Origin of the sequence: Methylobacillus glycogenes JCM 2850 (assembly GCF_000617925.1) — a bacterium.
GTDB lineage: Bacteria > Pseudomonadota > Gammaproteobacteria > Burkholderiales > Methylophilaceae > Methylobacillus > Methylobacillus glycogenes.
This window is the reverse complement of sequence record NZ_BAMT01000009.1, coordinates 49,669-74,156: the sequence shown is the minus strand read 5'-3', so window position 1 is coordinate 74,156 and position 24,488 is coordinate 49,669. Positions and strand designations below refer to the sequence as shown.

The 24,488-nt window shown below is 52.6% G+C and carries 18 protein-coding genes and 4 pseudogenes; 11 read left to right on the top strand and 11 right to left on the bottom strand.

Annotation, left to right across the window (positions count from 1 at the left end; genetic code table 11):
- Positions 1-16: 16 nt before the first annotated feature.
- From JCM2850_RS19030 to JCM2850_RS12070, 5 genes are read right to left on the bottom strand one after another with little or no spacing between them, the layout of a single operon-like run.
- Positions 17-5,020: a hybrid sensor histidine kinase/response regulator gene (locus JCM2850_RS19030; protein ID WP_036266113.1), complete on the bottom strand. Its 5,004-nt coding sequence runs from the start codon at positions 5,018-5,020 to the stop codon at positions 17-19.
- Positions 5,021-5,033: 13 nt separating this feature from the next.
- On the bottom strand, positions 5,034-6,656 hold the full coding sequence (locus JCM2850_RS12085) for a methyl-accepting chemotaxis protein (protein WP_025872121.1): 1,623 nt from the start codon (positions 6,654-6,656) through the stop codon (positions 5,034-5,036).
- Positions 6,657-6,712: 56 nt separating this feature from the next.
- Positions 6,713-7,237, bottom strand: coding sequence for a chemotaxis protein CheW (locus tag JCM2850_RS12080; RefSeq protein WP_025872118.1), 525 nt, complete (start codon positions 7,235-7,237; stop codon positions 6,713-6,715).
- Between the two features lies 1 nt (position 7,238).
- Positions 7,239-7,604 (bottom strand): response regulator, encoded by a 366-nt coding sequence (locus tag JCM2850_RS12075; protein ID WP_025872117.1) that lies wholly within the window; start codon positions 7,602-7,604, stop codon positions 7,239-7,241.
- On the bottom strand, positions 7,601-7,987 hold the full coding sequence (locus JCM2850_RS12070; RefSeq protein ID WP_051525409.1) for a response regulator: 387 nt from the start codon (positions 7,985-7,987) through the stop codon (positions 7,601-7,603). Before JCM2850_RS12070 ends, JCM2850_RS12075 begins: the two co-directional genes overlap by 4 nt.
- 310 nt (positions 7,988-8,297) lie before the next feature.
- On the opposite strand from JCM2850_RS12070, the gene JCM2850_RS12065 reads away from it, so the two are divergent.
- The 5 genes and pseudogenes from JCM2850_RS12065 (at position 8,298) to JCM2850_RS12050 (ending at position 13,792) form a co-directional block, all read left to right on the top strand.
- Positions 8,298-9,452 (top strand): FIST signal transduction protein, encoded by a 1,155-nt coding sequence (locus JCM2850_RS12065; protein WP_025872113.1) that lies wholly within the window; start codon positions 8,298-8,300, stop codon positions 9,450-9,452.
- A gap of 45 nt (positions 9,453-9,497) precedes the next feature.
- Positions 9,498-9,997: pseudogene (gene tpx, locus JCM2850_RS19025) on the top strand (thiol peroxidase).
- Between the two features lie 1,357 nt (positions 9,998-11,354).
- Positions 11,355-11,633 (top strand): Ivy family c-type lysozyme inhibitor, encoded by a 279-nt coding sequence (locus tag JCM2850_RS21100; protein WP_159105168.1) that lies wholly within the window; start codon positions 11,355-11,357, stop codon positions 11,631-11,633.
- Between the two features lie 4 nt (positions 11,634-11,637).
- On the top strand, positions 11,638-12,753 hold the full coding sequence (locus tag JCM2850_RS20580; RefSeq protein WP_159105167.1) for an SPM autocatalytic domain-containing protein: 1,116 nt from the start codon (positions 11,638-11,640) through the stop codon (positions 12,751-12,753).
- Positions 12,650-13,792: an HlyD family type I secretion periplasmic adaptor subunit gene (locus tag JCM2850_RS12050; RefSeq protein ID WP_081775062.1), complete on the top strand. Its 1,143-nt coding sequence runs from the start codon at positions 12,650-12,652 to the stop codon at positions 13,790-13,792. Before JCM2850_RS20580 ends, JCM2850_RS12050 begins: the two co-directional genes overlap by 104 nt.
- A 113-nt stretch (positions 13,793-13,905) precedes the next feature.
- On the opposite strand, the gene JCM2850_RS12045 is transcribed toward JCM2850_RS12050, so the two are convergent.
- From JCM2850_RS12045 to JCM2850_RS19010, 5 genes and pseudogenes are all read right to left on the bottom strand, one after another.
- Positions 13,906-14,277: a nucleotide pyrophosphohydrolase gene (locus tag JCM2850_RS12045; RefSeq protein WP_025872108.1), complete on the bottom strand. Its 372-nt coding sequence runs from the start codon at positions 14,275-14,277 to the stop codon at positions 13,906-13,908.
- Positions 14,264-14,395, bottom strand: a complete 132-nt coding sequence (locus JCM2850_RS24315; protein ID WP_439645867.1) for a hypothetical protein — start codon at positions 14,393-14,395, stop codon at positions 14,264-14,266. The genes JCM2850_RS12045 and JCM2850_RS24315 overlap by 14 nt, the downstream gene beginning before the upstream one ends.
- Before the next feature lie 51 nt (positions 14,396-14,446).
- Entirely contained in the window at positions 14,447-15,427 is a 981-nt protein-coding gene (locus JCM2850_RS19015) for a THUMP domain-containing class I SAM-dependent RNA methyltransferase (protein WP_439645866.1), read from the bottom strand.
- A gap of 133 nt (positions 15,428-15,560) precedes the next feature.
- Entirely contained in the window at positions 15,561-16,364 is an 804-nt protein-coding gene (locus JCM2850_RS12035) for a polyamine aminopropyltransferase (RefSeq protein ID WP_025872106.1), read from the bottom strand.
- Positions 16,364-18,223, bottom strand: a pseudogene (locus JCM2850_RS19010) (ribonuclease catalytic domain-containing protein). Before JCM2850_RS19010 ends, JCM2850_RS12035 begins: the two are co-directional and overlap by 1 nt.
- A gap of 80 nt (positions 18,224-18,303) precedes the next feature.
- Here JCM2850_RS19010 and JCM2850_RS12025 point away from each other — a divergent pair.
- From JCM2850_RS12025 to JCM2850_RS19000, 3 genes and pseudogenes are all read left to right on the top strand, one after another.
- Positions 18,304-18,738, top strand: a complete 435-nt coding sequence (locus JCM2850_RS12025) for a Fur family transcriptional regulator (protein ID WP_234406240.1) — start codon at positions 18,304-18,306, stop codon at positions 18,736-18,738.
- A gap of 270 nt (positions 18,739-19,008) precedes the next feature.
- A pseudogene (gene zigA / locus JCM2850_RS19005) lies at positions 19,009-20,216 on the top strand (zinc metallochaperone GTPase ZigA).
- A gap of 173 nt (positions 20,217-20,389) precedes the next feature.
- Positions 20,390-21,411: pseudogene (locus JCM2850_RS19000) on the top strand (CobW family GTP-binding protein).
- Between the two features lie 56 nt (positions 21,412-21,467).
- Here JCM2850_RS19000 and JCM2850_RS12010 read toward each other — a convergent pair.
- Positions 21,468-22,496 carry a CobW family GTP-binding protein gene (locus JCM2850_RS12010; RefSeq protein ID WP_025872102.1) on the bottom strand — a complete coding sequence of 343 codons (1,029 nt, stop codon included), beginning with the start codon at positions 22,494-22,496 and terminating at the stop codon, positions 21,468-21,470.
- A 186-nt stretch (positions 22,497-22,682) separates the two neighbouring features.
- Here JCM2850_RS12010 and JCM2850_RS21095 point away from each other — a divergent pair, with 186 nt between their 5' ends.
- The 3 genes from JCM2850_RS21095 to JCM2850_RS11995 all read left to right on the top strand — a co-directional run bounded on the left by JCM2850_RS21095 (position 22,683) and on the right by JCM2850_RS11995 (position 24,412).
- Positions 22,683-22,859 (top strand): PLD nuclease N-terminal domain-containing protein, encoded by a 177-nt coding sequence (locus JCM2850_RS21095; RefSeq protein ID WP_081775060.1) that lies wholly within the window; start codon positions 22,683-22,685, stop codon positions 22,857-22,859.
- Between the two features lie 104 nt (positions 22,860-22,963).
- Positions 22,964-23,266 carry a DUF1840 domain-containing protein gene (locus tag JCM2850_RS12000; protein WP_025872101.1) on the top strand — a complete coding sequence of 101 codons (303 nt, stop codon included), beginning with the start codon at positions 22,964-22,966 and terminating at the stop codon, positions 23,264-23,266.
- 87 nt (positions 23,267-23,353) lie between these two features.
- Positions 23,354-24,412, top strand: coding sequence for an AI-2E family transporter (locus tag JCM2850_RS11995; RefSeq protein WP_025872099.1), 1,059 nt, complete (start codon positions 23,354-23,356; stop codon positions 24,410-24,412).
- The last annotated feature ends 76 nt before the right edge of the window (positions 24,413-24,488 follow it).

Here is a 24,488-nt window from a genome sequence, read left to right as displayed (position 1 = left end):
GAATCAACGCCTTATGCTAGTGCAATAAGGCCTTAAGCTTGGCGGCCAATTCTTCTTCATGCACGGGTTTGCCGAAGAAGGCATTGACGCCCAGGCTATGTGCCAGGGTTCTATGCTTTTCTGCGGTACGTGAGCTGACAAAAATCAAAGGCACTGCGCGCGTGCGCGCGTCGTCGCGTATATGTCTGGCCAGTTCAAAGCCATCCATGCGTGGCATTTCGATATCGCTGAGTATCACGGCAGGCACGGCTTGCTGCATGGCTTGTATCGCCTCCATGCCATCCTTGGCCACCATCACATCAAAGCCTTCACGCTCCAGGAAGCGGCTCAGCACTTTGCGCATGGTCAGTGAATCATCTACCAGCAGCGCCAAGGGCCGCACTTTACTGCTAGCCAGAGGCTGACTCACTGGATCAGCCACCACCGCTGCATTCAGGCTACCCGCCGCCAAGGCTTCACGATTGGCAAGCTGCAAGGGGTTAATCATCAGCACAATGGCACCATCGCCCAGTACGGTTGCGCCTATCATGCCGGGCACTCGCGCCAGCTGCGGGCCAATCTGCTTCATGACCACTTCCTGGTTACCCAGAATGTCATCCACATGCAAGGCCAGGCGATATTGGCCACTGCGCAGCAGCAGCACAGGGGTGTAACGCTGGGCTTCGGCAACAGTGCTGGCATCTCCACACAAGCGTCCCAGGGTATACAAGGGATACTCACGGCCAGACCAATCCACTTGTGCTTGCTGATGCGCCAGCGACAGCGCTTCTGGCTTGAGTTTGATAACCTGCTCCACCATCACGGCGGGCAAGGCATATTGCTGCTGGCCATAGCGCACCAGCACCGCCTGGGCAACAGACAGCGTCAATGGCAGGAAGATGCTAAAGATGGCCCCTGTGCCCGGACTGCTGCTGACATCAATACGTCCGCCCAAGGCGGTGATATCGCTGCGCACTACATCAAGCCCCACACCGCGCCCGGAGATTTGTGACAGCTGGGTGGCCGTGGTAAAACCTGGTTCAAAAATCAGTGCCAGCAAGGTCTGACTGCTGATCTCTTGCTCTGCTTGCAGCAGATGTGACGCCAGCGCACGTTCGCGTACCTGCTCTAAATTCACCCCAGCGCCATCGTCGCTGATGGTGAGCAGAATTTCATCATTTTCCTGCCGTAGCTTGAGCGTTATCCGCCCGAGTGGCGCTTTGCCTGCATCGCGTCTTGTTTCCGGCAGTTCAACGCCGTGGGCCACGGCATTACGCAGCAAGTGCTCAAGCGATGCCGCCATGCGGTCCAGCACACTGCGGTCAATCTCGGTATCCGCGCCATCCAACACCAGTTCAACCTGCTTGCCCACTTCACGTGCGGTCTGACGCACAATGCGATGCAAACGCTCAGATAACACAGAGAATGGCACGCGACGCGCATTCATCAGCCCGTATTGCAGCTCGCGATTCATGCGGTTCTGCTGCTGCAAAGCGGCGTCACTTTCATCCAGATTGCGCAACAAGCCATGCTGAATGGTGGAAACGTCATTGACGCTTTCCGCCATCATGCGGGTCAGCTCCTGCAAGCGCGTATAGCGGTCAAACTCAAGCGGGTCAAAGGTTTCGTTCGATTCTTGCAGCAAGGTCATGCGGGATTGCAACTGGCTCTCGGCCTCAATTTCCAACTCGCGCAGATAAGCACGCAAACGCTGCACGCTTTCGGTCAAGTCCTGCGAGGACTGCTTGAATTCCTGCAACTCCCGCTCCAGACGCGAGCGGGCAATACTGACCTCACCTGCTTCATTGATCAGCCTGTCCAGCACATCGGCACGCATACGCAGATACTGCGTGCGCCGCTCACGTGCAGGCCGTTGCAGATTGAGCTGGCGTCCAGTTTCCAGATCACGCTGATGCGTGAGGTTGTGTCTATCCCCCAGCGCGTCTTCCAGCAACAAGCCTATATGGTCCAGATCGGCAAACATATCGGCAAAATCATTGGCCTGCGGCACATGTTTCAGCGCGCGCATCACATGGTCTTCCATGCCATGCACTGCGTCACCCAGTAAGCCCTGCCCGGCCATGCGCGCACTGCCTTTAAGAGTGTGCAAGGCGCGTTGCAGAATATCGGGGTGCTCAACCTCTTGCGGCTGACTATGCCAGGCGCGCAACTCGCTGCCTATAATGGGCATGAGGTCGTTGGCTTCCTCGATGAACAGGGCAAACAGCTCCTGATCCACCTGGGTTAACGCGGGCGACAAAGTGGGTGGCAATACCACAACATCGCGCTCAGCACCCACAACTGGAACAAATGGGGGCGGCTCAGAAATGGCACTATCTTCCAAGTCTTCCTGAATTTGCGCTGCAGCCTGGGCTTCACTCTCTAGTTGCTCGCTGACTTCAGCTTCGGCCTCCAGCAGGCTGGCAACCGCATCTTCCGCCTTGGCCATGCGCGGTGCCAGGCTGACAACATTGCTGCCAGTTTCGGCATCAATGACAGGGATGCCCGCATCATCGCTGGCTTTTTTCAGGGCACGCAGCAAGGCAGTTGAGGTGCGCGATTGTCTGCGCTCTGCGGCATGGGCCAGCATTTTCTCCAGCGCATCCAGGGTGTTTTGCAGCAAGGTGCTGGATTGTTCAGTCCAATTGCCCTGATGCACATCCAGCCAGTTTTCCAGCGCCCGCGCCAGCTCGGATAAGGACTTGAACCCTGTGGCCCCAGCATTGCTGGCCAGGGTATGCGCAGCACGCAGGGTATCTTCATCCGGTTTGAAGATAGGCTCGTCCTGGTTGAGCAGCAATTGCAGCCAATCCTGCAATTGGTCCAGATGCTGCCTGGCTTCTTGCAGGAAAATTTCATAAAGCGCACGGCTGATCTTGCGCGTGCCGCCTATCAGCACTTCTTCTGCCAGCGCTGCCTGGGCGTTGACCTGCTGCAACTGACCTTCCAGCGCCGTTGCCCGTGCTGCCCAATCGGCTGTTTGCACATCTATGGATTGTGCTTCACGTAGCGCGCCCACCCAGGCGGCAAAGGCTGCCGCTGCGTCTCCAAGATAGGCCAGCAATTCAGGGCTGGGGTTTAATTTGCGCTCCAGCACCACGTTGAGCAGAGCTTCAACAATGGCAGCCACCTCGCCCAAATCCATCAGCCCCACCGTACGGCCACTGCCCTTGAGGGTGTGGAAAGCCCGGCGCACTTCAGTCAAGGCCTGCTGATTGGTCGCATTGACACGTAAAGCCTGTAATTGCTGGGCGATACTGGCCAGCACTTCTTCAGCTTCTTCCAGATAAATGCCTAGCAACTCATCATCGGGCAAGGCATGGCCTTGGGCATGTTGCCCGCCAACGGTAGAGACTGGTGCAGCCTGCTCTGCTGGCGGTGCATCAATCTCTTGTGGGCCAAATGCTTGCAGGCGCGATAAGGCATCTTCAAGCACCAGGCTGCCCTGACGTGCGTGCGGATATTGCTCTATATAAATGCCTACCACACTCAGGCCATCGGCCAGTGCTTCAAATATCGCTTGCGATGGCGTCAGGCTGCTCTCGCGCAAAGCCTGTATCAGCTGCCCTGCAGCCAACACCAGAGGCTTCAGGCTAGTCAAGTCCAGAAGATCAAGCGCAGCTAGTACCTGCGCCAAGGGGGTGGCGGTATCTGTTAATAAGTTAGACTGATCTGGCTGGCGGAAATAGGCATCCAGTGATTGCTCCAGGCCTTGCAGGGTCACGGCGGTTTCGCGCGCCAGCACGCGCTGTGCAGCTTGCCCACCATCCGTGCTAGCGGGGAGCGCCTCTCCACGCCCCAGGGCTTGCAATAATGCTCGCTGACGATCCAGTGCCAGCAAGTCTTCAGTATCTTGCTTGCCATAGTGCTGCAATGCGTCACTCAACAGCGTCAGTGCAGCGGCCACTGCCAGCATGGCATTGTCGTTGTGTTGCGCATCGCTGCCCTGCTCCTGCAAGGCTGTTACTGCCTTGTGCACTGCGGCAAACAAGGCGGTGACTGCAACATTGCTCAGCGCGGGATAGGTATCCACTATGCCGCCAAAGCGATTGAGGAAGGCTGCAAACACATCCTCACCGCTGTCAGCACGCTGCCAGATATCCTTGAGTGCCTCCAGCGCCACCTGACATTGGCGTATGTATTCATGCTCATCCAGTGCCGGCACCCGACTGGCCGACTTCGGTAGCAGGCAATCCAGGCCGAACGCGAGACGCACGGCCACGATGCGAGGGGTATCCTGGCTGCTGATGGCAATAAAGTATAAAAGATCGCGCAGCAAGGGCTGATTGATGCGAACGTCAAGCTGGCTGGCACTGCGTAACTCTTGATCTATGCGTCTACACAGGCGCTTGACGCCAGCATCATTGGCCTCGCTGGCTTGCGCCAGTGTGTCTATGAATGCGGTGGCCACCCACCACAATGTTTTGGGTGCCAGTTGCGCTTGCACTTGCTGCACGCGCTCCAGCGCCAGCGCCATTTCATCCAGGGTTTGCTGGCCGCCACCCTTGAGCCAACCTAGCAATGCTTTTTGCCATTTCTGCCGCTGCTCATTCAGCACCGTCTGCCAGGCGTCTTCTTCCAGGCTATCGATGGCAATATCACGTGGCAGTCGCACACTGCAATCCGGGAAGAATAGTTCGGAATCTTCCAGCACCTGCCCTTGCAAAGCGGCAATCTTGCGTAACTGGGCAGAAAGTCGTAAGGGGCGGTCTGGCTCGCCATTGATCAGGTCTTGCAGATATTGCCGCAGGTGATGAATCGCCTGCTTCAGCGTCTCTATGGCTTCCAGGGTGACGGTAATTTCCGCTTGTGCCAGCTTGGCCACCACGGTCTCAATTTCAGTGCAATACCGCTTACATCCTTCCAAGCCCACCATGTCCAAGGCGCCATTGACCTGATAGAGATGGGTCTTGGCAAAGCGCAAGGGAGATGCATCCGCAGGGTTGGCGGCAAGCACGGCCAATTGCTCCAGCACCTGGGCCAGTGCCTGGTCTATTTCATCCTTGACCCAACTCAAGGGGCCAATATCAAAATCTTCCACTGCGGGCTTTTCCCTAACTCAACTTGAAACCAGCGACAGAACCGCGTAGTTCTTCCGCAAGGCTGGTGAGCTGACCAATCGAGTTGGCGGTTTCTTTAGTTCCTTCAGAGGTTTGCGAGGTAATGTTCTGAATCTGCTGCATGTTGAGACCCACCGTGGTAGCAGCCTGGGTTTGTGCCTCGGTTGCACTCGAAATACCTTCAATCAGGCGCGCCAGGTTATTGGTCACATTCTCAATTTCCCCCAAGGCCTGACCCGCGGCATCGGACAAGCGCGCCCCTTCCACCACACCCTCGGTGCTTTTCTCCATCGCGGAAACCGCGCCATTGGTATCGGTCTGAATGGTTTTCACAATGGCACTGATCTGCTTGGTCGCTTCAGAAGATCGCTCCGCCAAGCGCTGAACTTCTTCTGCCACCACGGTAAATCCGCGCCCGGCCTCACCCGCAGAAGCCGCCTGGATTGCCGCATTCAACGCCAGAATATTGGTTTGTTCAGTAATGTCAGAGATCAAATCTACAATCTCACTAATTTCTTGAGAACTCTCGCCCAAACGCTTGATACGTTTGGATGTTTCTTGAATCTGCGTGCGGATTTCGTTCATACCCGCTATGGTGTTTTGCACCGCTTGCGAGCCCTGGGTGGTTACCTCAAGCGAACGTCGCGCCACCGCAGAAGCTTCTTCCGCGTTACTCGACACCAATAACATGGATTGCGTCATGTGATTCACCGCTTCACTGGTTTCAGTGATCTGCTGCGATTGCAGTTCGGCAGCGCTGAGGAGTGAATCGGAAGTATTCTGCGCCTGGGCAGTGGCTTGATTTACTTGCTCAGTCGCACGGTTAATTTCAGCGACCAGGTCACGCAGGCTGTCTATGGTGTAGTTGATGGAATCGGCGATGGCCCCGGTAATATTCTCGGCCACCTCGGCTTTCACCGTCAGGTCACCATCCGCAAGGTCACCCATTTCATCCAGCAAATTCAGAATGGCTTCCTGGTTACTCAGGTTGGTGCTTTCAATCTCCTCAAAGCGGCTACGCGCACCCCTCACTTGGCGGTAGCCCATGAATACCAGCAAGGCCAATGCGGTTAGCCCAGCCAGCACAGACAATGCCAGCCACCACCCGGTCATGCCTTGTGCCTGATAAGCTTGCCAGCTTTGCTGGGATTTCAGCACCACGGTATCACTGCTAGAGGCCAGACCAGGGCCGGGGCCAGCATTGACCTGCTGCTTCAAGGTGGCCCAGGCTTGCTGCAATTCCGCCAGGCGCTGGCTTGCCGCCTCACTGTGGAGAATGGCCGAATCTTGCAATGCTTGTAGTTGATTGATGGCGGTATCAGCGCTTGCCAGATGTGTTTTCAGTCTGCCATCGGCGGCTTGATCCAGGCCTTGCCTCAGCGCAGCATCACGTGCCACTTGCTGGCTGGCAACTTGCAGCCCGGCACTATGGGCCGCAAATTGGCTGTCCCGGCTTAGTTGCCACTGGTTCAACAACAAGCCCAACAAGGCCAGGGCAAAGGCCAGCAGCACGCCCACCAGAAGCAATCGGCCGCCTTGCTCAGTTTCAGATGTTGCACTGCGCTTACGACGCAAACCGCTGAAAAGCTGCTTAAACCTAGATAACTCCAAAGCCATTGATCTCTACCCCTTTTGTCTCGTCGGCATCATGTCTGCTTACCTAATATCAGTGCTTAGGCGGCAACTTGCATGAATTCTTTTTTTTGCAATAGCAGCGCCATCTCCAGCGCCTCCCATTTATGGTGTTGCCCGTCTTCATAGGCGGCAATGGCACAGGTGCTTGCATCTGCCACCATTTCCAGTGGCTTGAGATCACCTGGATTACGCAAACCCGCCAAGCCATCCACCAAAAAACCGGCGTTGATCTCAAAATCGTTGTGCACCAGCAGAACGCGGCTTTCAGCAGTTACTTGCACAGGCTGGCGGCGCGCGCCGAGAAAACGTGCCAGGTCAGTCACGGCAAACAACTTGCCGCGTACATTGGCCAGCCCCATAAACCAGGGCTGGGTCAAAGGCACGGTTAATAAAGTGGGCACAGGCAATACTTCGCTGATATCGCGCAGAGAAAACAAATAGCGCTCGCCTCCGGCAAACACTCCCAGCCAAGAACTGCCCGCTTCGGGATCGCTAGCCACATGCTTGAGGCGATCAAGTATGCCTTGCTGATAGGACTGTAAATCCAGCCTGGACTTTGCCATCTCAGCTCAAGCCCGCAATTTTTTCCAGCAACTCTTCAGCTACCACGGGCTTGATGACACAGTCCTTGGCCCCCTGGCGCAAGGCCCAGAGCCTGTCAGCGGCTTGTTCCTTGCCTGTGCACATAATGACGGGGATGTGGGCGGTATCTGGATTTTTGGATAGCGCACGGGTGGCCTGAAAACCATTTAGCCTGGGCATCACCACATCCATCACCACCAGATCGGGCTGCACTTGCGCCAACTTATCCAGGCAGTCCTGGCCATCTTCTGCGGTGCTGATTTCGAACCCGGCTTTTTGCAGCATTTCACTGATGTACAAGCGGTCAGTGGCCGAATCATCGACCACCAGGATACGTTTGATTGTCATGTGGGCTGTTCCGTTGAGCCTGCGTTACCCGATGGCCTGGCATACAGCCGCACGGCATCCAGCAACTCGCTCTGGTTAAAGGGTTTGGTGAGATATTGGTCTGATCCGGCCATACGGCCGCGCGCGCGGTCAAACAGGCCATCCTTGCTGGAAAGCATGATGACGGGGGTGGTGTTGAAACGGGGATTGCGCTTGATCAGGGTACAGGTCTGGTAACCGTCCAGGCGCGGCATCATGATGTCAACGAAGATGACATCGGGCAGATGACTGGTAATCTTGGATAGCGCATCAAAGCCATCCTCCGCCAGAAACACCGTACAGCCGGACTGCCTGAGAAAAATCTCCGCGCTCCTGCGTATGGTGTTGCTATCGTCGATCACCATCACTTTCACACCAGATAGATCGGCTTCCCCCACCCTAAATCCCCTGTGTTGTTGGCTTGAGTACGGCCTTGTTTTATGCGGTGGCTGGCACCAGGTTTTGATGACATTCTATCTATAGACTTCAAAACGGCGCAATACTGGAAACAAAATGCGGGTTGTCAATCTGCAGACAAAGAGGTTAAATAAGCCGCTTACGCCCAGCGCCAGCAGTTAAACTGCCAGCAAGAATAAAATAATAAAACCGCACCAGTACGCACAAATTGTCATTCACAACTTGTCATCATAATGCGTACAACAGGGAATGGAGATCATGCAAGTCAGACAAGAAGCCCTCACGGCGAAGATGAGCATCAAGGACCTGCCAGCAGCCTCCCCGCTGCCCAATGCCAGCCTGGTGCTGGTATTTGGCTCCGTCCGCCGTTTCAGTGATGCCAAACTCCCGGCACAACTCAAAGAACGCTACCCCGCAGCCCAAATTGTCGGCTGCACCACCTCGGGCGAGATAGGCCCGCAGGGCGTGAGCGATGACAGCCTGCAGATTACCGCCATAGGCTGGGAAAAAACCATGCAACGCATTGTGCATGCGCGCGCCAGCAACATGCAAAGCTCGGCAGAAACCGCCGCCAACCTGGCCAGACAACTAAAAAGCGATAGCCTGCGCACCGTCTTGCTGTTTTCCGATGGTCTGCATATCAATGGCTCGGAGCTACTACAAGGCTTTCAGAGCGTACTGGGAGACATCCCCATTGTTGGCGGTATGGCGGGCGACAGCGCCGAGTTTGTCAAAACCCTGCAACTGCTTAACGACACCGTGGCCGAAGGCCTGGTGATTGCCATTGGCCTGTATGGTGACAAACTCATCACCGCCAGCGGTGCCCTGGGTGGCTGGAAACCTTACGGCCCCCCACGCAAAATCACGCGCTCAGAAAAAAACGTTGTCTACGAAATGGATGGCAAACCTGCCCTGCCGCTCTACCGCATGTATATAGGTGAACAAAACGCCAAGAGCCTGCCCGGCTCTGGCTTGCGCTTCCCTTTTGCTATCATTGAAGATGGCAAGCGCGAGGTAGAAAAAGTCCGCACCCTGCTGGCCATCGATGCCGCCAACAACAGCCTGACCTTTGCTGGCAATGTGGAAGAAGGCGAAACCGTACGCCTGTGCCAGACCACCCATGACAGACTGGTGGATGGTGCTGGCGGAGCCGCCAGACTAGTCACAGGCAACCTGGATGCCATCAGCACCAGCCAGGCAGGCTTGGCGCTATGCGTCAGCTGTGTGGGCCGCAAGCTGGTGATGGCAGAACAAATTGCCGATGAAATCCATGCTGTACAGCAGATACTAGGTGGCCAAACCACCCTCACCGGATTTTATTCCTACGGCGAATTCTGTCCGCGCCCCAACACCACGGACAGCGTACTGCACAACCAAACCATGACCATAGGCTACCTCAGCGAAGCCTTGTAAATCAGCCCTTCAACCAACCATCTCCCTCGATTAAAGGAAAACACCATGGCAACAGTCACACTCAAAGGCACCCCTGTACAAATCGGCGGCCAACTGCCGCAAAAAGGCAGCACCGCGCCTGATTTTCAACTGGCCGATGCCAAGCGCAACCTGGTAGGCCTGAACGACTTTGCTGGCAAGCGCAAAGTACTGAACATCTTCCCCAGCGTAGACACCCCAACTTGCGCCACCTCTGTACGCACCTTTAACAAACAAGCCAGCGGCCTTAACAACACCGTAGTGCTGTGCATCTCGCTGACCTGCCATTTGCCCAAAGCCGCTTCTGCGGCGCTGAAGGCCTGGAAAGCGTAGTTACCCTCTCTACCTTCCGTGACACCGCCAAATTCTCCAAGGACTACGGCGTGCAAATCACCGACAGCAGCCTGGCAGGCCTGACCGCCCGCGCTGTGATTGTGCTGGATGAAAACAACAAAGTGCTGCATAGCGAGCTGGTTTCCGAGATTGCAGAAGAGCCTAACTACAATGCAGCATTGGCTGTGCTTTAAGCGCTAAACCTAAAGCGGCTTAACGGCCTTAAAAACCACCCCCTTGCAGCGCATCAGCTTGCAAGGGGTTTTTTATTTGTACACCCCCTCACTATCGCCTCTCCTCCCACACTAACAAGTCATGAATAACTGGCGTGTATCTACGCGCTTTAGCACAGCATCAATTCAAGATTGAGTTCAAAACGGACTAGCTGTGAAAAATAATGCGCTCTCCACCTTGAGCCAACACCTCATGAACTAGAAGGCAACTCCAGAAACACCTGGGCTGACATTATCCAAACCTCATCCTTTAGTCATGGCAGCCTTACAGAACTGTGGAGGGAGAGTGTATAGACCACATTCCTATTGCTTACGGCAGGCCAGGTCACAGCGGAGACGTAGTTATCAATTCATTGAGGCTCGTTAGTGGAGCTAAAAAGACTGTGGTGCTTTGGTATTGGTTTTACTGCCTTCGGAAAGCAGCATCTTGACTCCTGGGAATATAGATAAGCTCCTTATATTTTCCAGCTTTCGCGATCATAACCAGTCATTACCTAGCTAACATAAGAGCAGAGGTGGCTGTTGTATTCAATTAAACAGTCACCCCAGCAACGCATTGCAGGGTTAACTGACATCCCCCCCCAATTAATCTTGTCTTTTGCAGCAGCCCGTTTACTTCCAGCGAAAACCTTTACTACACCCATCATCATAGTCAATGGAATCACATACTCCAGACTTCTTACTATCCATTGAGCCTCAAAACGCTCCTTCATCTAATCAATTTTTCAGGGAAAAACGAGCACAGCGTTAGTGCCCATAAAAATCACAAAGAGAATCGACTTAGAAAATAAAATTATTTTTAGCTCTAAGCATAAAAATATATTACATTTAGTAAAATAATAGTATATTTATTAGACAAACTTACAAGTAAATATTCATGATATTAATGACATGTCTATATAAGAGATATTATCGCTTTATTTATTATTTACAAATATTGTTCATTAAATCTAGCTACGTAAAAGGCACTTATATAAAAGTAAAAATATGAATGACAGATTTTATGTAAAAATATTCAAATTTAAGCTATTAATTTTTCCACTTTTTTATTGTATTACTTCCATCAGTTAACTTTAATCATAAGGAAAACAATGACTATAAATAATATATTTATATTTATTGTATTGATCACAATACCTGTATTTTGCTTTTCTAAAAATCCAGAAAATAGCATGTGTGAAGTAATAGATAATGAAACAAGTAAACAAAAGTTATCCCACATCAGGCCCTGGGAACTATTAGAAAAAAAATAAAAAATTTAGAAAAATTTATCACTCCATGATACATGATAAAAAAAAATGTTTTGTGGCTATATACCTTGAATGGCCCTGGCAGCACTATAGAGCCATTAATTATAGATAATGAAAAAAATTATTATATATTCTCGTGCAAGCCTCATGAGTGTGAAGAAAATCAAATAGAAATTATTTATAACCCAAATAAAGAAAAAATAACTGGAATCATTATGGAAAGAAGAAAAGCAAAATGGCTAACCAATACTTCTGAATGTACAAAAAAATATTTCAAGTTTAGACAAGCCGTTGAGCGTTTAATTCTTAAAGGATCTATTTATGATAATTCTGAAAGATTACAATAGTTTTTTGAACGATTTGGCTCATAAAGAATCATCTGGGACATGGAATGTCGTAAATTCAATAGGATATTTAGGTTACTACCAAATGGGAGAGGCAGCACTTCAAGATGCTGGTTACTACTTAGGTGACGGAACATTAAAGAATGATTGGACAGGAACATGGACTGGCAAGAACAACGTAAATAGTAAAGATGATTTTTTATCGAATACCTATGCTCAAACCACCGCAATAAATGCTTATATGAAAAAGCAATGGGAATACATAAAACATGATAAATCTAACAACTATATTGGCACTACAATAAATGGGGTTAAGATAACAGCATCTTCTCTATTGGCAGCAGCGCACTTGGTAGGACACGTAGGTCTTAAAAAATATTTGCAATCTAATGGAAATAACGATGTTAAAGATCAGAATGGAACAAAAATTTCTTCTTATATAAAACAATTTTCAAATTACGAAACACCCTTCCAAAGCATTGATGAGCTTATTGATGATATTGTCTCGAATGGCACAGGGTCCACTGAAAGTTTAGACAAAATTATCCAAAGCATTGAAGAAGAAGTAAGGAAAGCTAAGGCTACTGCTTCACCTCTAATTATAGACCTTGATGGAGATGGTGTAGAAACCATCGCTGACTCACTTGGAAATATTCATTTCGACCACGACAATAATGGCTTTTCAGAGCTTAGCGGTTGGGTTGCCACTGATGATGGCCTGCTAGTCAGAGATATTAATGGCAACGGCAAGATTGATAGTGGCCGTGAGCTGTTCGGTAATAATACTTTGCTTGCCAATGGGCAATTGGCTGAGAATGGTTTCACTGCGCTGGTCGATTTGGATAGCAATTATGATGGTCTGATCAATGCTGCAGATACCGCCTTTACTTCTCTACGCGTGTGGAAAGACACCAATAGCAACGGTATCACCGATGAGGGTGAACTGCTGACCATGACCCAAGCCGGGGTCCAGAGCATCTCAACAAGTTATACAGATAAAGGCACTACTGGAACTGAAGATGCTCAAGGTAATCAGCATCGCCAGACTGGTAGTTACCGTCAAACGCATCTTGGTCAGCGATGGTCAGCAGGTCAAGGCCGGACAAACCCTCATAGAGCTTGACGCTACCAGCGCCCAGGCCGACCAAGACCGCATACAGGGTGACCTTGCGGTTGCCAGGCTGCAAAGCGCACGCGCCCAGGCCCTGCTGGATGCGATAGACCAGGCCCACCCTTCAACGCTCACGCGGCCGCCACAGGTGAGCGCTATGCAATTTCTCGAAGCCGAGCGCTTGCTGCATGGGCAAATCCAGGAATACCAAACCAAGCTTGACCGCCTGCATGCCGAGGTAGCGCGCAAAGAAGCTGAATTGCGCTCCACCAGGGAACTGGTGCACAAGCTGGAACAAACCGTGCCCTTGGCACGGCAACGCGCCAAGGACTTCAACACCTTGGTAGACAAACACTTTGTCTCTAAACATGGTTATCTGGATCAGGAAAAACTGCGCATAGAGCAAGAAGCCGACCTCGCTGCCTTGCTGAGCCGGGTGCAGGAGATTGAAGCAGGCCTGCGGGAATCACATAGCCAACGCCTGGCTTTAACCGCAGAAACACGCCGAATTGCCATGGACAGCCTGACCGAAGCTCAGCAAAGACGCGCAGCACTGGAGCAGGAATTACTCAAAGCGGCCACCCGCAGCAAGCTGATGCAGCTTACTTCCCCCGTGGATGGCACGGTGCAACAGCTCGCCATGCATACCGTGGGGGGCGTGGTCACCCCGGCGCAGGCATTGATGGTGATTGTGCCGAAGGAACACCCGCTGGAAGTGGAAGCTTTTATTGAAAACAAGGACATAGGCTTTGTTAAAGCCAAGCAGGACGCCGAGGTAAAGATAGAGACGTTTCAATACACCAAATACGGCACCATACACGCCAAAGTCACCTCGGTTTCACATGATGCCATCAACGACGAGAAACGCGGCTTGATCTACAGCACACGCGTAAAAATGAGTAAATTCAACATTTTGGTGGAAGATACCTGGGTCAACCTCAGCCCAGGCATGGCGGTCTCAGTGGAAATTAAAACCGGAAAACGGCGCGTGATTGAGTATTTTCTCTCACCATTGATACAGCACACCAGCGAAAGCCTGCGTGAGCGATAAAACTGTCAGCCTTGAAATCTAGCCTTTGAGCAAGGCTAAACTTGACTATTAAACACTTCGACCAACGGTCTAGAAAAAGCTATGCACCTATCGGCACGATGGCTTAAACCAGCTTATTCCTCATACGCCGTATATTTAGCGTTGCTGCCCCTGGCCTTCTCCACCGGATATTTCAAGGCATTCAAGCCTATCTTGGTATTGGTCGCCGCAATCAGGTCTATGCCACAAACCTCTGCAATGCGTAGGAGATACACAAAAGTATCCGCCAGCTCGTGGCCAATTTCGGTCTTGCGCGCCTCATCCATGGTCACGCTTTCCTGCGCGCTATCCCACTGGAAATGCTCAACCACTTCCGCTGCCTCCACAATCATGGCCATGGCCAGGTTTTTGGGCGTGTGAAACTGCTCCCAATCCCGCTCTTGCACAAATTGCTGGATGCGGGCGCGTAACTGATCTATTGAATCTTCGGCTTTAACTTGCGTCACTGGGTTTCTCCTTGCGGTTGGAACCCGCCACCATTTTCACTTCAAACAAACGACATTCCAGCGGGCCATTGAACAAGGGCGTGCGCTTGCTCGGTGCCAGCCGCATGAGTTTGGGCATGCGCAGGTCATTGGTGAGGAAGTAGGCGTTCCAGCCAGCGAATTTTTTTCTTTAATGCTTCGCCCATTTTTGGTACAAGGCAGCCAGGTCTTCGTCCTCGCCTATGCGTACGCCATAAGGCGGGTTGGCAATCAGCACGCCTTCGGGCGTGGGTGGCACCACCGCGGTGAATTCGGTATGCGCCAATTGCACTGCTTCCAGCAGGCCTGCCTCTTGCAGGTTCTGGCGGCTGATGCGCACGGCGCGCAAGTCCATATCGCTACCGTACAGGCGCTGGAAGGTCACAGGTTTGGCTCTGGATTGGGCCTGTTTGAGCAGAGACTGCCAGGCACCTGAATTGAAATTTTTCAAGCGTTCAAAACCAAAACCACGGCCACTGCCCGGGGCAATGTCCAGAGACATCATGGCTGCTTCCAGCAGAAAGGTGCCGCTGCCACACATGGGGTCCAAGAGCGGCGTGCCGGGCTGCCAGCCACTGAGTTTCAATATGCCAGCCGCCAGGTTTTCACGGAGAGGCGCTTCTATGCTGGCACGGCGCAGGCCACGCTGATAAAGCGGCTGGCCAGAGGTATCGAGGTAGAGTTGATAATCTTCTGCTGCTAGATAGGCATGCAGGCGCACCTGCGGCTCACGGGTATCAATATAGGGGCGGCTGCCGACTGCCTCGCGGAAGCGGTCACAGACTGCATCCTTGATACGCAGGGTGGCAAACTCCAGGCTTTTGAGCGGACATTTAACGCCAGTAACCTTGACCATGAAGTCTTGCTTGACGTCAAACCACTGCGGCCAATCTATTTTATAGGCGCCTTGGTAGAGTTCGTCCTCATTGCTGTATTTGCCCTTACCCACTTGCAGCAGAATGCGCGTGGCAATGCGGCTTTCGAGGTTGGCGCGGTAACACACCAGCATATCGCCAGCAAAGCCCACTCCACCATCGGTAGGCTGAATCTGCCGGGCATTGAGGCTTTTCAGTTCCGCCTCCAGCAGCGCTTCAAGGCCGCGTGGGCAGGTGGCAAAAAATTGATGGTGCATATGGTTTCCGTCTGGCGTTATGTTGGCTTGCTTATAGTAACCGCAAGGCCATTGAGTGTGAGCTTTGGCAATTCAGCTTTGAGCTGAGCATGCTGATATTTATGCTTGCAGATTCTGCTGTGTAGGTCCGGCTTCAGGATTCCAGCAACAAGCGGTTGCTGGTGCTGGGGTTGTGTTCACGCAAGCGCTCGACAAACTCCAGAAACTCAACCTTATGCTCGGCTTCCAGTGCCTTGGCCCTTACGCGCAAAGTACTCCAGCGCAGGTCTGTAGGCGCGCGCTTGAAACCAAACACCACAACATTGCCCGGCCTGCCTGTAGGCATGACCAAAATGCGACCATGGAAGCTGGTTTCTATGCGCTGCAAGTAAACATCATAGTTCTTGTCGCTACCCCATAGATTGATGGCGCACATGCCATCCAGGGTAATGGCCTCGGCGCAGGAATCGAAATAGTCTTGCGAGCAGAGTTCCGCGGGCAAGCCGCTGCTGCCAAAGGCATCCATCATCAGCATGGAGGTGGTGGCGGGATTATCCCGCAAGAAAGCCACCGCATCGCCTTCTATGATCTCAAAGCGTTCATCGTTTTCAGGTGTGAGAAAGTGACTGCGCGCCACTTCAATAATCCTGGGGTTGATCTCCACCACACGCGTCTTCATGGCGGGCAAGTGATGATAAATATATTTGGGGATAGACCCGCCCCCCAGGCCCAGCACTACCAGGTCTTTAGGTTGCTTCTGAAACAACAGAAACACCATCATGCCACGTGAGTAGCGCAGCTCCAGCGCATAAGGGTCTTTAACCCGCATGGAGCTTTGTATGGTGTCTGAGCCCAAGTGCAGGGAACGCACGCCATCCAGCTCACTGACATCCACACTGTCTTCACTGGTGATGGCTTTGTGTATGCTGCGCGCAATCTTGCGCCCTACTCTGAACATCAGGCGGCCTCGCTTTCTACAGTTGCTGCCTGCTCAACCGCCTTGAAGCGGCTATCCAGTTCAACCAGCAAGGTGTCCACTTTCTGGATCTCAATCACAACGCGGCTGCCAGAAGGCAGCTCGGGCATGCCATGCACCTTGACCATCAGCGGCATATTGTCTACGCGTACCAAGTTCTCGCGCCAGACCGTAGCTGCCACCTCTTTGATATCTTCCTGCAGCAGATATTGCAGACACCAGTAGCGCTCCATACGGCCCTGGAATTCATTGTAGGCATTGTAGGTCTGGTCAAAGTTGCGCATCACCACCGCCAGCTCGTCGCTGTTCTGTTTGTAGCTAGGCTCTTCTTGATTGACGACCGCAATGATCTGACGCTGATTGACCAGATCGACCGCACGGCGTAATGGCGAGGTGCTCCAGCTATATTGATTCACACCCAGGCCTTGATGCGGCTCGGCCTTGACGGTCATATACACCTTGCCGCCATTCTGCGCGCGGTAAATGCCAGGCACATTGTGTTCAGCCAGCAAACCACCCCAATGACTGTTGGCTTCTATCATCAGCTCAGCCACCAGTTTATCCATGGGTGAGCCACGCGGCGGCTGATGATGCTGACCTTGCCGTCTTTAACGTAGAAGTTGTAATCCAGCTGGACTGGACGTGTAGGATCATATTTGCCCCTGCCTTTTTCCAGCGACTCAGCCAGTTGGAACAGGAACACCAGCTTTTGCCAATAAGGATGGCCGCTATCCTGCTCCAAGGTGTTTTCGTTGAAGTAAGGCTCTAGCGTGTCATGGCGCAGATTAGCCACCACCTTGATTTGCTCCACCTTGGTCTGACGCTGCAAGATACTCAGGTCTGGTGCCACGTCGAGATAGAGGGACAATGCAGGTCGCCACTCGCCTTCATTCAGGCTGAAAGGCTGTATCGCCACTTCCGGCAGCATGGTGATCTTGTTGCCTGGCATATAAACCGTGGACAAACGGTGCAACGCCACCGCGTCCAATGGGCTATCGGGCAGAATGCCCAGCGCAGGTGCGGCAATATGAATACCCACACGGGTCACGCCATCGGCCAGCGCTTGCAGAGAGAAAGCATCATCAATTTCGGTCGTGGTGCTGTCATCTATGCTGAAAGCCTCCACTTCCGCACGTGGCAGATCTTGCGGCTCAACTGGCGGCTCAATCTCGGGGAAACCACAGCCTTCAGCAAAGTATTCGCGCAGGAAAGCGCCCAGGTGATAGTCATGAATGGAAGCAATAGCCCCGCACTGCTCCAGCACTCTTACCTGATGCTGGTTGGTTTCAATCGCGGCTTGCTCCAGCGCCTTCCACTCCAGAGTGTTCTTATCAGGATCATAGAGCAAGGCATCCATTCTGGGCTTGAACTCTTCAGGTAGCTTGCCGCTCTTTAGCGATTCTACAAACTGCGCCACTTTCTCGGCTTGCAGGCGCTTTTTCTCTAGCCCTGCCAGAGCTGCTTGCAATGTTTCTTCCGGAGCGGCTTTGTATCTACTTGCCCTTGCGATAAAAATACATGGGCGCACTGTGCAAACGCACAGCGATGGCGGCAGATTGCAGAGGCGTGGGCTTGGGGCCGTAGTATTCAACGGCCAGCTCTTCAAAGCCAAACTCATCCTCACCGCTGCATTCCCACAAGAAAGGAATATCCAGGCCTTCAGCCTCGGCATTGGCGCTTTCCAGAAAACCCGCCAAGGCTTGGTCAAAACGCATCAGCACATTGGCTGATTTGATTTTGGAGCGCTTGCCGGAGATAGACTCAACCTGGAGTGAGCCGGGATTCTCGGCCATGATGGAGGCAACCTTGAAGTTACCTTCTTCTTCAAATAATACGTTCATAACTCTGCTTTTTGTCCGCGTCCAGTTGACGACACGGGTTGATTGTCTGTAATTTAGCGCCTATGCATAACGCCGAACGAATGATACATGAGATTGGGCAGCGCCCGACCTCGTCGCGTGTTGCGGTACTGAATGTGCTGCTGGATACGGAAAACCCCCTCACCCACAATGAACTGCTGCACACCCTGACCCAGGAAGCACCGTTTGACCGGGTCACGCTTTACCGGGTGCTGGACTGGCTGGTGGAGTGCAATCTGGTGCACCCCATCATGGGTGAAGACCGTGCGCGGCGCTTCCAGCTCACGCAACGCAATGCCAAGCACCACCACGCTCATTTCCAGTGTACGTCCTGCGGCAAGATGTTCTGTCTGGACGAGGTCAAACCGCGGATTCCCAACAGTGTGCCTTCGCATTTCACCGTAGAGTCGGTAGAGCTCAATATCAAAGGCCAGTGCGACCAGTGCAATACTGGACGTAACAAGAAATTGACTGGCATTGCTATCAGCGCGGCTTAAGGCATCCCTGCCTTGAGCCAGGCGTTGCAATCTGCAACTTCCTGCAAAGAAATCCCCAGGCATTATAAACCAGCCTGACTGTCCACCTTCCCTAATCCACACATAAAACTGCTTGCATGGCCCACCACCATGCCATTGCAATTGATGATTGCAATCGATTTCACATGGCCCTAAAATGCAACTTAGTTGCATAAAATGCCGCATTGAATAAGACTTTTACACCTTAGACCTATCATCTGCAATGTTTGCACTTGTTATCTGGATACTGCCATGAATACTACTTCTCCCTCGTCCCGATTGCCCGTCACCGTGTTGTCCGGCTTTCTTGGCTCAGGCAAAACCACACTGCTCAACCACATTCTCAATAACCGCGAGGGCAAACGTGTTGCCGTGATTGTGAACGATATGTCCGAGATCAATATCGATGCGCAATTGCTACGTGATGGTGGAGCGACACTTTCGCGTGCCGATGAAAAGCTGGTAGAAATGAGCAATGGTTGCATCTGCTGCACCTTGCGTGAGGATTTACTGGTTGAGATTCGGCAACTGGCGCTGGAAGAACGCTTTGACTACCTGCTAATTGAATCTACAGGCATTTCTGAGCCTTTGCCTGTGGCAGAAACCTTTACTTTCCGCGATGAGCACCATGCTTCACTCTCGGACATCGCGCGTCTGGATACCATGGTGACGGTGGTGGATGCCTGCAATTTCCTACGGGATTATTGCTCGTACGACACGCTTGCTGCCAGAGGTGAATCTATGGGCGAGGATGACCAACGTACGGTGGTGAACTTGCTGATTGAGCAGGTGGAGTTTTGTGATGTCATTGTGCTCAACAAGACCGACCTGGTGACGGCTGATGAACTGGAGCGCTTGCAGGCAATATTGCATGGCCTCAACCCACGCGCACGCATTGCACACAGCCAGTTTGGCAAAGTGTCGCTAGACCAGGTTTTGAATACTGGATTGTTTAACTTTGAACAGGCGCAGGCCTCGCCGCGTTGGTTGCAGGAATTACGCGGTGAGCATGTGCCAGAAACCGAGGAATACGGCATAAGCAGCTTTGTCTATCGCGCGCGCCGTCCTTTTCATCCCACGCGGCTTTGGCAGTGGATCAATAGTGCATGGCCAGGCGTGATACGCTCCAAGGGCTATTTCTGGCTGGCCACCCGCCCGGATCATTGCCTGCTGTGGTCACTCGCCGGGGTTGTCAGGCAGCACGAGCCTGCAGGTTTCTGGTGGATTGCTACCCCAACCACCTTATGGCCCACGGATGCGGAATCCCTTGCCTGATCAAAGCCAAATTTGATCGACACTATGGTGACAGGCGGCAGGAGATCGTGATGATAGGCATAGACATGGATCAAGAGGCTTTAAGCCAAGCATTTGACCACTGCCTGTTGAGCGATGAGGAGCTGGCTTTGGGCATGACTGGCTGGGCACAATTGGCAGACCCATTCCCTGCCTATAGCGTATAAAGACTATGCAGCGCGTTAGCCGGGCAAGATATCTTAATAAAATTTCATGCTCACTAAAATTTCATGCTCAATAAGCTAGCCGCATGCTGTCATGGTGCAATGACAAGCTCTTAAGTTAAAATTCTCCAAGCCGCGCTATCAGCGCGGCAATTTCATCAAGGATAGACTTCATCATGACGCTGGACCCCCGCATTCCGGTCACGCTGCTCACCGGTTTTCTAGGCAGCGGCAAAACCACACTGCTGAATCAATTGCTCAACCACAGCGGCATGAAAGACACCGCCGTCATCATCAATGAATTGGGCAGCACCGGGCTGGATCATATTCTGGCGCGCACGGTAGAAAGCCAGCATATTGCCGACAATACGGTGTTACTGGAGTCTGGCTGCCTATGCTGTACGCTCAGCAACGAGTTGGCCGATACCATGCGCGATCTATTCTTCAAGCGCCAACTAGAGGCCATTCCACGTTTCACGCGCCTAGTGATTGAAACCACAGGCATGGCAGACCCCGGCCCCATACTCTCCAACCTGCTCAATGAGCCAGTAATTTCCTCTACTTACCGCCTTGATGCCGTAGTAGTGACCATAGATAGCCTGTACGGCTTGCAACAGATACGCGATCAAGGCGAGGCACGCAAACAAGCGGCCGTTGCCGATGTGCTGCTGCTGACCAAGAGCGATCTTGCCAACGATGAACAGCTGGATGTGTTGTCGCATGCGCTACATGCCCTCAACCCCGGCGCCACGCAATACCGTATCAGCCACGGCAATATAGACCCGGCCGCGATTATTGATGCCGGGCTGTTTGACCCCAGTGGCAAACAAGCCCAGCCCCAGCGCTGGCTACGTGCGCCTACCCGCACCAAGGCGGCGCGCGGCATGTTGCCGCAATCGGTACATGAAGATGATATTGTCAGCTTCACCGTCACCATGCCCAAGCCCCTGACCTGGGGCCAATTGGAGCCTGTGCTGCAATGGCTGTGCAGCACCTTTGGCGAGCAACTGCTGCGCTTGAAGGCATAGTCCACGCTGAGGATGCGCCAGCCCCACTCGCCGTGCATGCCGTGCAGCACACGCTTTACCCGCCCAATTTGCTTGAAGGCTGGGATGAAGAAGAGCCGATTACGCGCTTGGTGTTGATAGGTAAAGGGCTGGATGAGTTGAAGATTCGTGATGCACTGATGCAAATTTGAAGCACAGTTAAAATTAAACATCGCAGGTACAAGCCTGCCATGTTTAATTCCTGCCTCTAATCCTGACGCGGCAGTGCCTGCAACAAGTGACTCAAGCTCGCAGGCACATCATCTTGCATAATAAATACTAGACGGCTGATACTGTCTTCCCCCTGCCATGTCGTCAGCACCTGTGGTGCATGCAATACATGTTGTACCCGGTGCAGCGCCAGCGGGGCTGCTTCTCCCTGCACATGGAATATACCTTTAAAGCGCAGCAGCCCTACCTCGGCATAATCGCGCAAAGCAGCTTGCCAGTGCTCAAACTCTGCACGGGTCAATGGCTGGGGCAGCTCCAGGCTTAGCGTGGTTTTATTATTGAGATGACCATGTGTTTGGTCATCGGCATGAAGTAGCCCCTGCGCTGCTGCCAGTGATTGCAGCCAGCGCGGGAAACCCTCAGCATCCTTGCCGCTGGCAAACAGCCACGCCGGGTTCACACTATCTTCCAGCACATAAACACTGGCAGCAGCGTTGTATTCACTCAGCACCTCTCGCAAGTCCGCTACTGCTGCTTCAGGCACAAGGTCAGTTTTGCTGATCAGCACAAGGTCTGCCAGTGCCAGTTGCTTACGCGCCTCCGCATGCTTTTGCAATGTGCCTAGCCCCAATTGCGCATCCATCACCACGGCGATGGTATCTAGCTGGTAAAGCGCCGCGAGGTAAGCATCCTGCATTAGCGTATGCAAAATAGGTACGGGGTCAGCCAGGCCGCTGGTTTCTATCACCACACGGCGAAACTGGCGTTTCCCCTGACGTGAAAAACGCCAGGAAACATCTTTAAGTGTTTGTTTGAGGTCGGTACGCAACTGGCAGCACAGGCAACCATTGCTCAGTTCCACCACCGTAGTGGTATCGGCTTGATGCGCCACCAGTAAATGATCCAGCCCAACGGCACCAAACTCATTGATGATCACCAGCGTATCGGCCATTTCTGGGTGGGATAGCCAGCGATTGAGCAAGGTGGTTTTGCCACTGCCGAGAAATCCGGTGAGCAGACTGATGGGCAGGCGTGCGGGTGGCTCTTGCATAATAGTATCTGGCATATTTGATTCACATTGCTAAAGGCAGGCATTGAGGTCTAAAGTAGCTTGATATGAGGCTGAGTCGGCGAATTCCTACTTGGCTTTCAGTGTAGTCTGATATTACCGTTTGCGGGGAATGCGTATTCTCCACCTCAGACACATCAGCAAAACCGCTGTCTCCACTCAAATCAAAAAAGGGAAAACATCATGTCCAGCATCATAGGTCTACTGATCCTCATCGCCGACATCTACGCCATCATCAAGATTATCCAAAGCTCTGCTGACACGGTAAAGAAAATCCTCTGGATTCTTGGCGTGCTGATATTCCCCGTGCTGGGTCTGATTGTCTGGTATCTCGCTGGCCCAGGCAGCAAAAACAACTAGAGTAGCATTGAGTACTCAAAACGTTTTTCCACCCGGCATATGCAACTGCTTAAGCTGGGTGGCAAGCAGCACTGTTTTTACTTTCTCAAATCGGGAACAAGACCATGATTGTGACTTTCTCTACCGCACGCTATAGCGACATCATGTTGTTTGGCGATATCGCCAAACAGATGTTGCACCTGATGGGTCATAGCGGCACTATCCCCGGTGCCATACTGGCGGCCGATGTACCCGCAGCCCTGCAACGCCTGCAACAAGGTATTACAGGCGCGCCCAGCCCGGCTGCAACAGCTGATGATGCAGAAACCGAGCAGGCCACACATATAGACCTCAAAACCCGTGCCCTACCCCTGGTAGAACTATTGCAATCGGCCATTAGCAACAATAGCGATGTTTTGTGGAAATAAGTTGTTTAAAGCCCGAGTCTGGCCAAGCTTAGTGCTTGATCCAGAGTTCTATTGGATCACCTTGAGTTTGCCAGTACACTGCTTTCCATGAACAACGCCGAATTCCACACCAAAACCTTTATCTTCCTGCTGATTGCAGTGTCTATCGCCCTGGTGGTGATACTGCTGCCTTTTTATGGCGCGGTATTCTGGGGGGTTATTCTCTCTATATTATTCACGCCGCTGTATAGACGCATGTTGGGCCTGACCAACAACCGAAAAAATCTTGCTGCCATTGGCACGCTGCTGCTTTGCGTGCTGATTGTAATTGTGCCTGTCACCTTGATCGCCAGCTCACTGGTGCATGAGGGTGCGGCGCTGTTCCAGAAGATCAAATCAGGCGAAATCAATCCTGCGCAGTATTCACAGGAAATCTTCACTGCTCTGCCCGCCCCGCTGCATAGCGTGCTGGATAGGCTGGGCCTGAGTGATGTTGGCACCTTCCAGGAGCGACTATCTACCACTGCCATGCAGGCCAGCCAGTTGCTGGCGACCAAGGCCTTGAGCATAGGGCAAAACACCTTTGAGTTTGTGGTTGGTTTTGCCGTCATGCTTTATCTGATGTTTTTCTTGCTGCGTGACGGTGCCAGCCTCTCCATGCGCGTCAAGCAGGCCATTCCGCTCAGTGCCGAGCACAAGCGTCATTTGTTCAACAAGTTCACCACCGTGATCCGTGCCACAGTCAAAGGCAATATTCTGGTGGCTCTGACACAAGGTGCGCTTGGCGGTTTGATATTCTGGATTCTGGGTATTCAGGCTGCCTTGCTGTGGGCTGTGATCATGGCATTCTTGTCCTTACTACCCGCCGTGGGCGCTGGGCTGATCTGGGCCCCGGTAGCGGTTTATTTCCTGGCCACAGGTGCGCTCTGGCAAGGTTTCACCTTGATTGCCTTTGGCGTATTTGTGATTGGCCTGGTGGATAACATTTTGCGCCCTATTCTGGTGGGCAAGGACACCAAGCTGCCTGACTACGTGGTGTTGATTTCCACACTGGGCGGCATGGCGGTATTTGGCCTCAATGGCTTTGTGATAGGCCCGCTGATTGCGGCCTTATTCATTACCTTGTGGGATATTTTTGGCAGCTCCAGAAGTATGGACAAAACCTAGGGTTAAATAACCGTGAGATAAAACAAGGGCTGGTTTGCACCAGCTTGTGTTTTCTAGCAAGCATGACCGTCAGTGT

What these genes read in the sequence shown, in the direction of transcription:
- JCM2850_RS12075 (WP_025872117.1), bottom strand. Translation starts at nt 7,604, where the DNA reads ATGACAATCAAACGTATCCTGGTGGTCGATGATTCGGCCACTGACCGC.
- JCM2850_RS12050 (WP_081775062.1), top strand. Translation starts at nt 12,650, where the DNA reads ATGCTCAAGGTAATCAGCATCGCCAGACTGGTAGTTACCGTCAAACGC.
- JCM2850_RS24315 (WP_439645867.1), bottom strand. Translation starts at nt 14,395, where the DNA reads ATGCCCAAACTCATGCGGCTGGCACCGAGCAAGCGCACGCCCTTGTTC.
- JCM2850_RS12065 (WP_025872113.1), top strand. Translation starts at nt 8,298, where the DNA reads ATGCAAGTCAGACAAGAAGCCCTCACGGCGAAGATGAGCATCAAGGAC.
- JCM2850_RS12080 (WP_025872118.1), bottom strand. Translation starts at nt 7,237, where the DNA reads ATGGCAAAGTCCAGGCTGGATTTACAGTCCTATCAGCAAGGCATACTT.
- JCM2850_RS12025 (WP_234406240.1), top strand. Translation starts at nt 18,304, where the DNA reads ATGATACATGAGATTGGGCAGCGCCCGACCTCGTCGCGTGTTGCGGTA.
- JCM2850_RS12070 (WP_051525409.1), bottom strand. Translation starts at nt 7,987, where the DNA reads ATGGTGATCGACGATAGCAACACCATACGCAGGAGCGCGGAGATTTTT.
- JCM2850_RS12000 (WP_025872101.1), top strand. Translation starts at nt 22,964, where the DNA reads ATGATTGTGACTTTCTCTACCGCACGCTATAGCGACATCATGTTGTTT.
- JCM2850_RS19015 (WP_439645866.1), bottom strand. Translation starts at nt 15,427, where the DNA reads ATGCACCATCAATTTTTTGCCACCTGCCCACGCGGCCTTGAAGCGCTG.
- JCM2850_RS12035 (WP_025872106.1), bottom strand. Translation starts at nt 16,364, where the DNA reads ATGTTCAGAGTAGGGCGCAAGATTGCGCGCAGCATACACAAAGCCATC.
- JCM2850_RS12010 (WP_025872102.1), bottom strand. Translation starts at nt 22,496, where the DNA reads ATGCCAGATACTATTATGCAAGAGCCACCCGCACGCCTGCCCATCAGT.
- JCM2850_RS11995 (WP_025872099.1), top strand. Translation starts at nt 23,354, where the DNA reads ATGAACAACGCCGAATTCCACACCAAAACCTTTATCTTCCTGCTGATT.
- JCM2850_RS21095 (WP_081775060.1), top strand. Translation starts at nt 22,683, where the DNA reads ATGTCCAGCATCATAGGTCTACTGATCCTCATCGCCGACATCTACGCC.
- JCM2850_RS12085 (WP_025872121.1), bottom strand. Translation starts at nt 6,656, where the DNA reads ATGGCTTTGGAGTTATCTAGGTTTAAGCAGCTTTTCAGCGGTTTGCGT.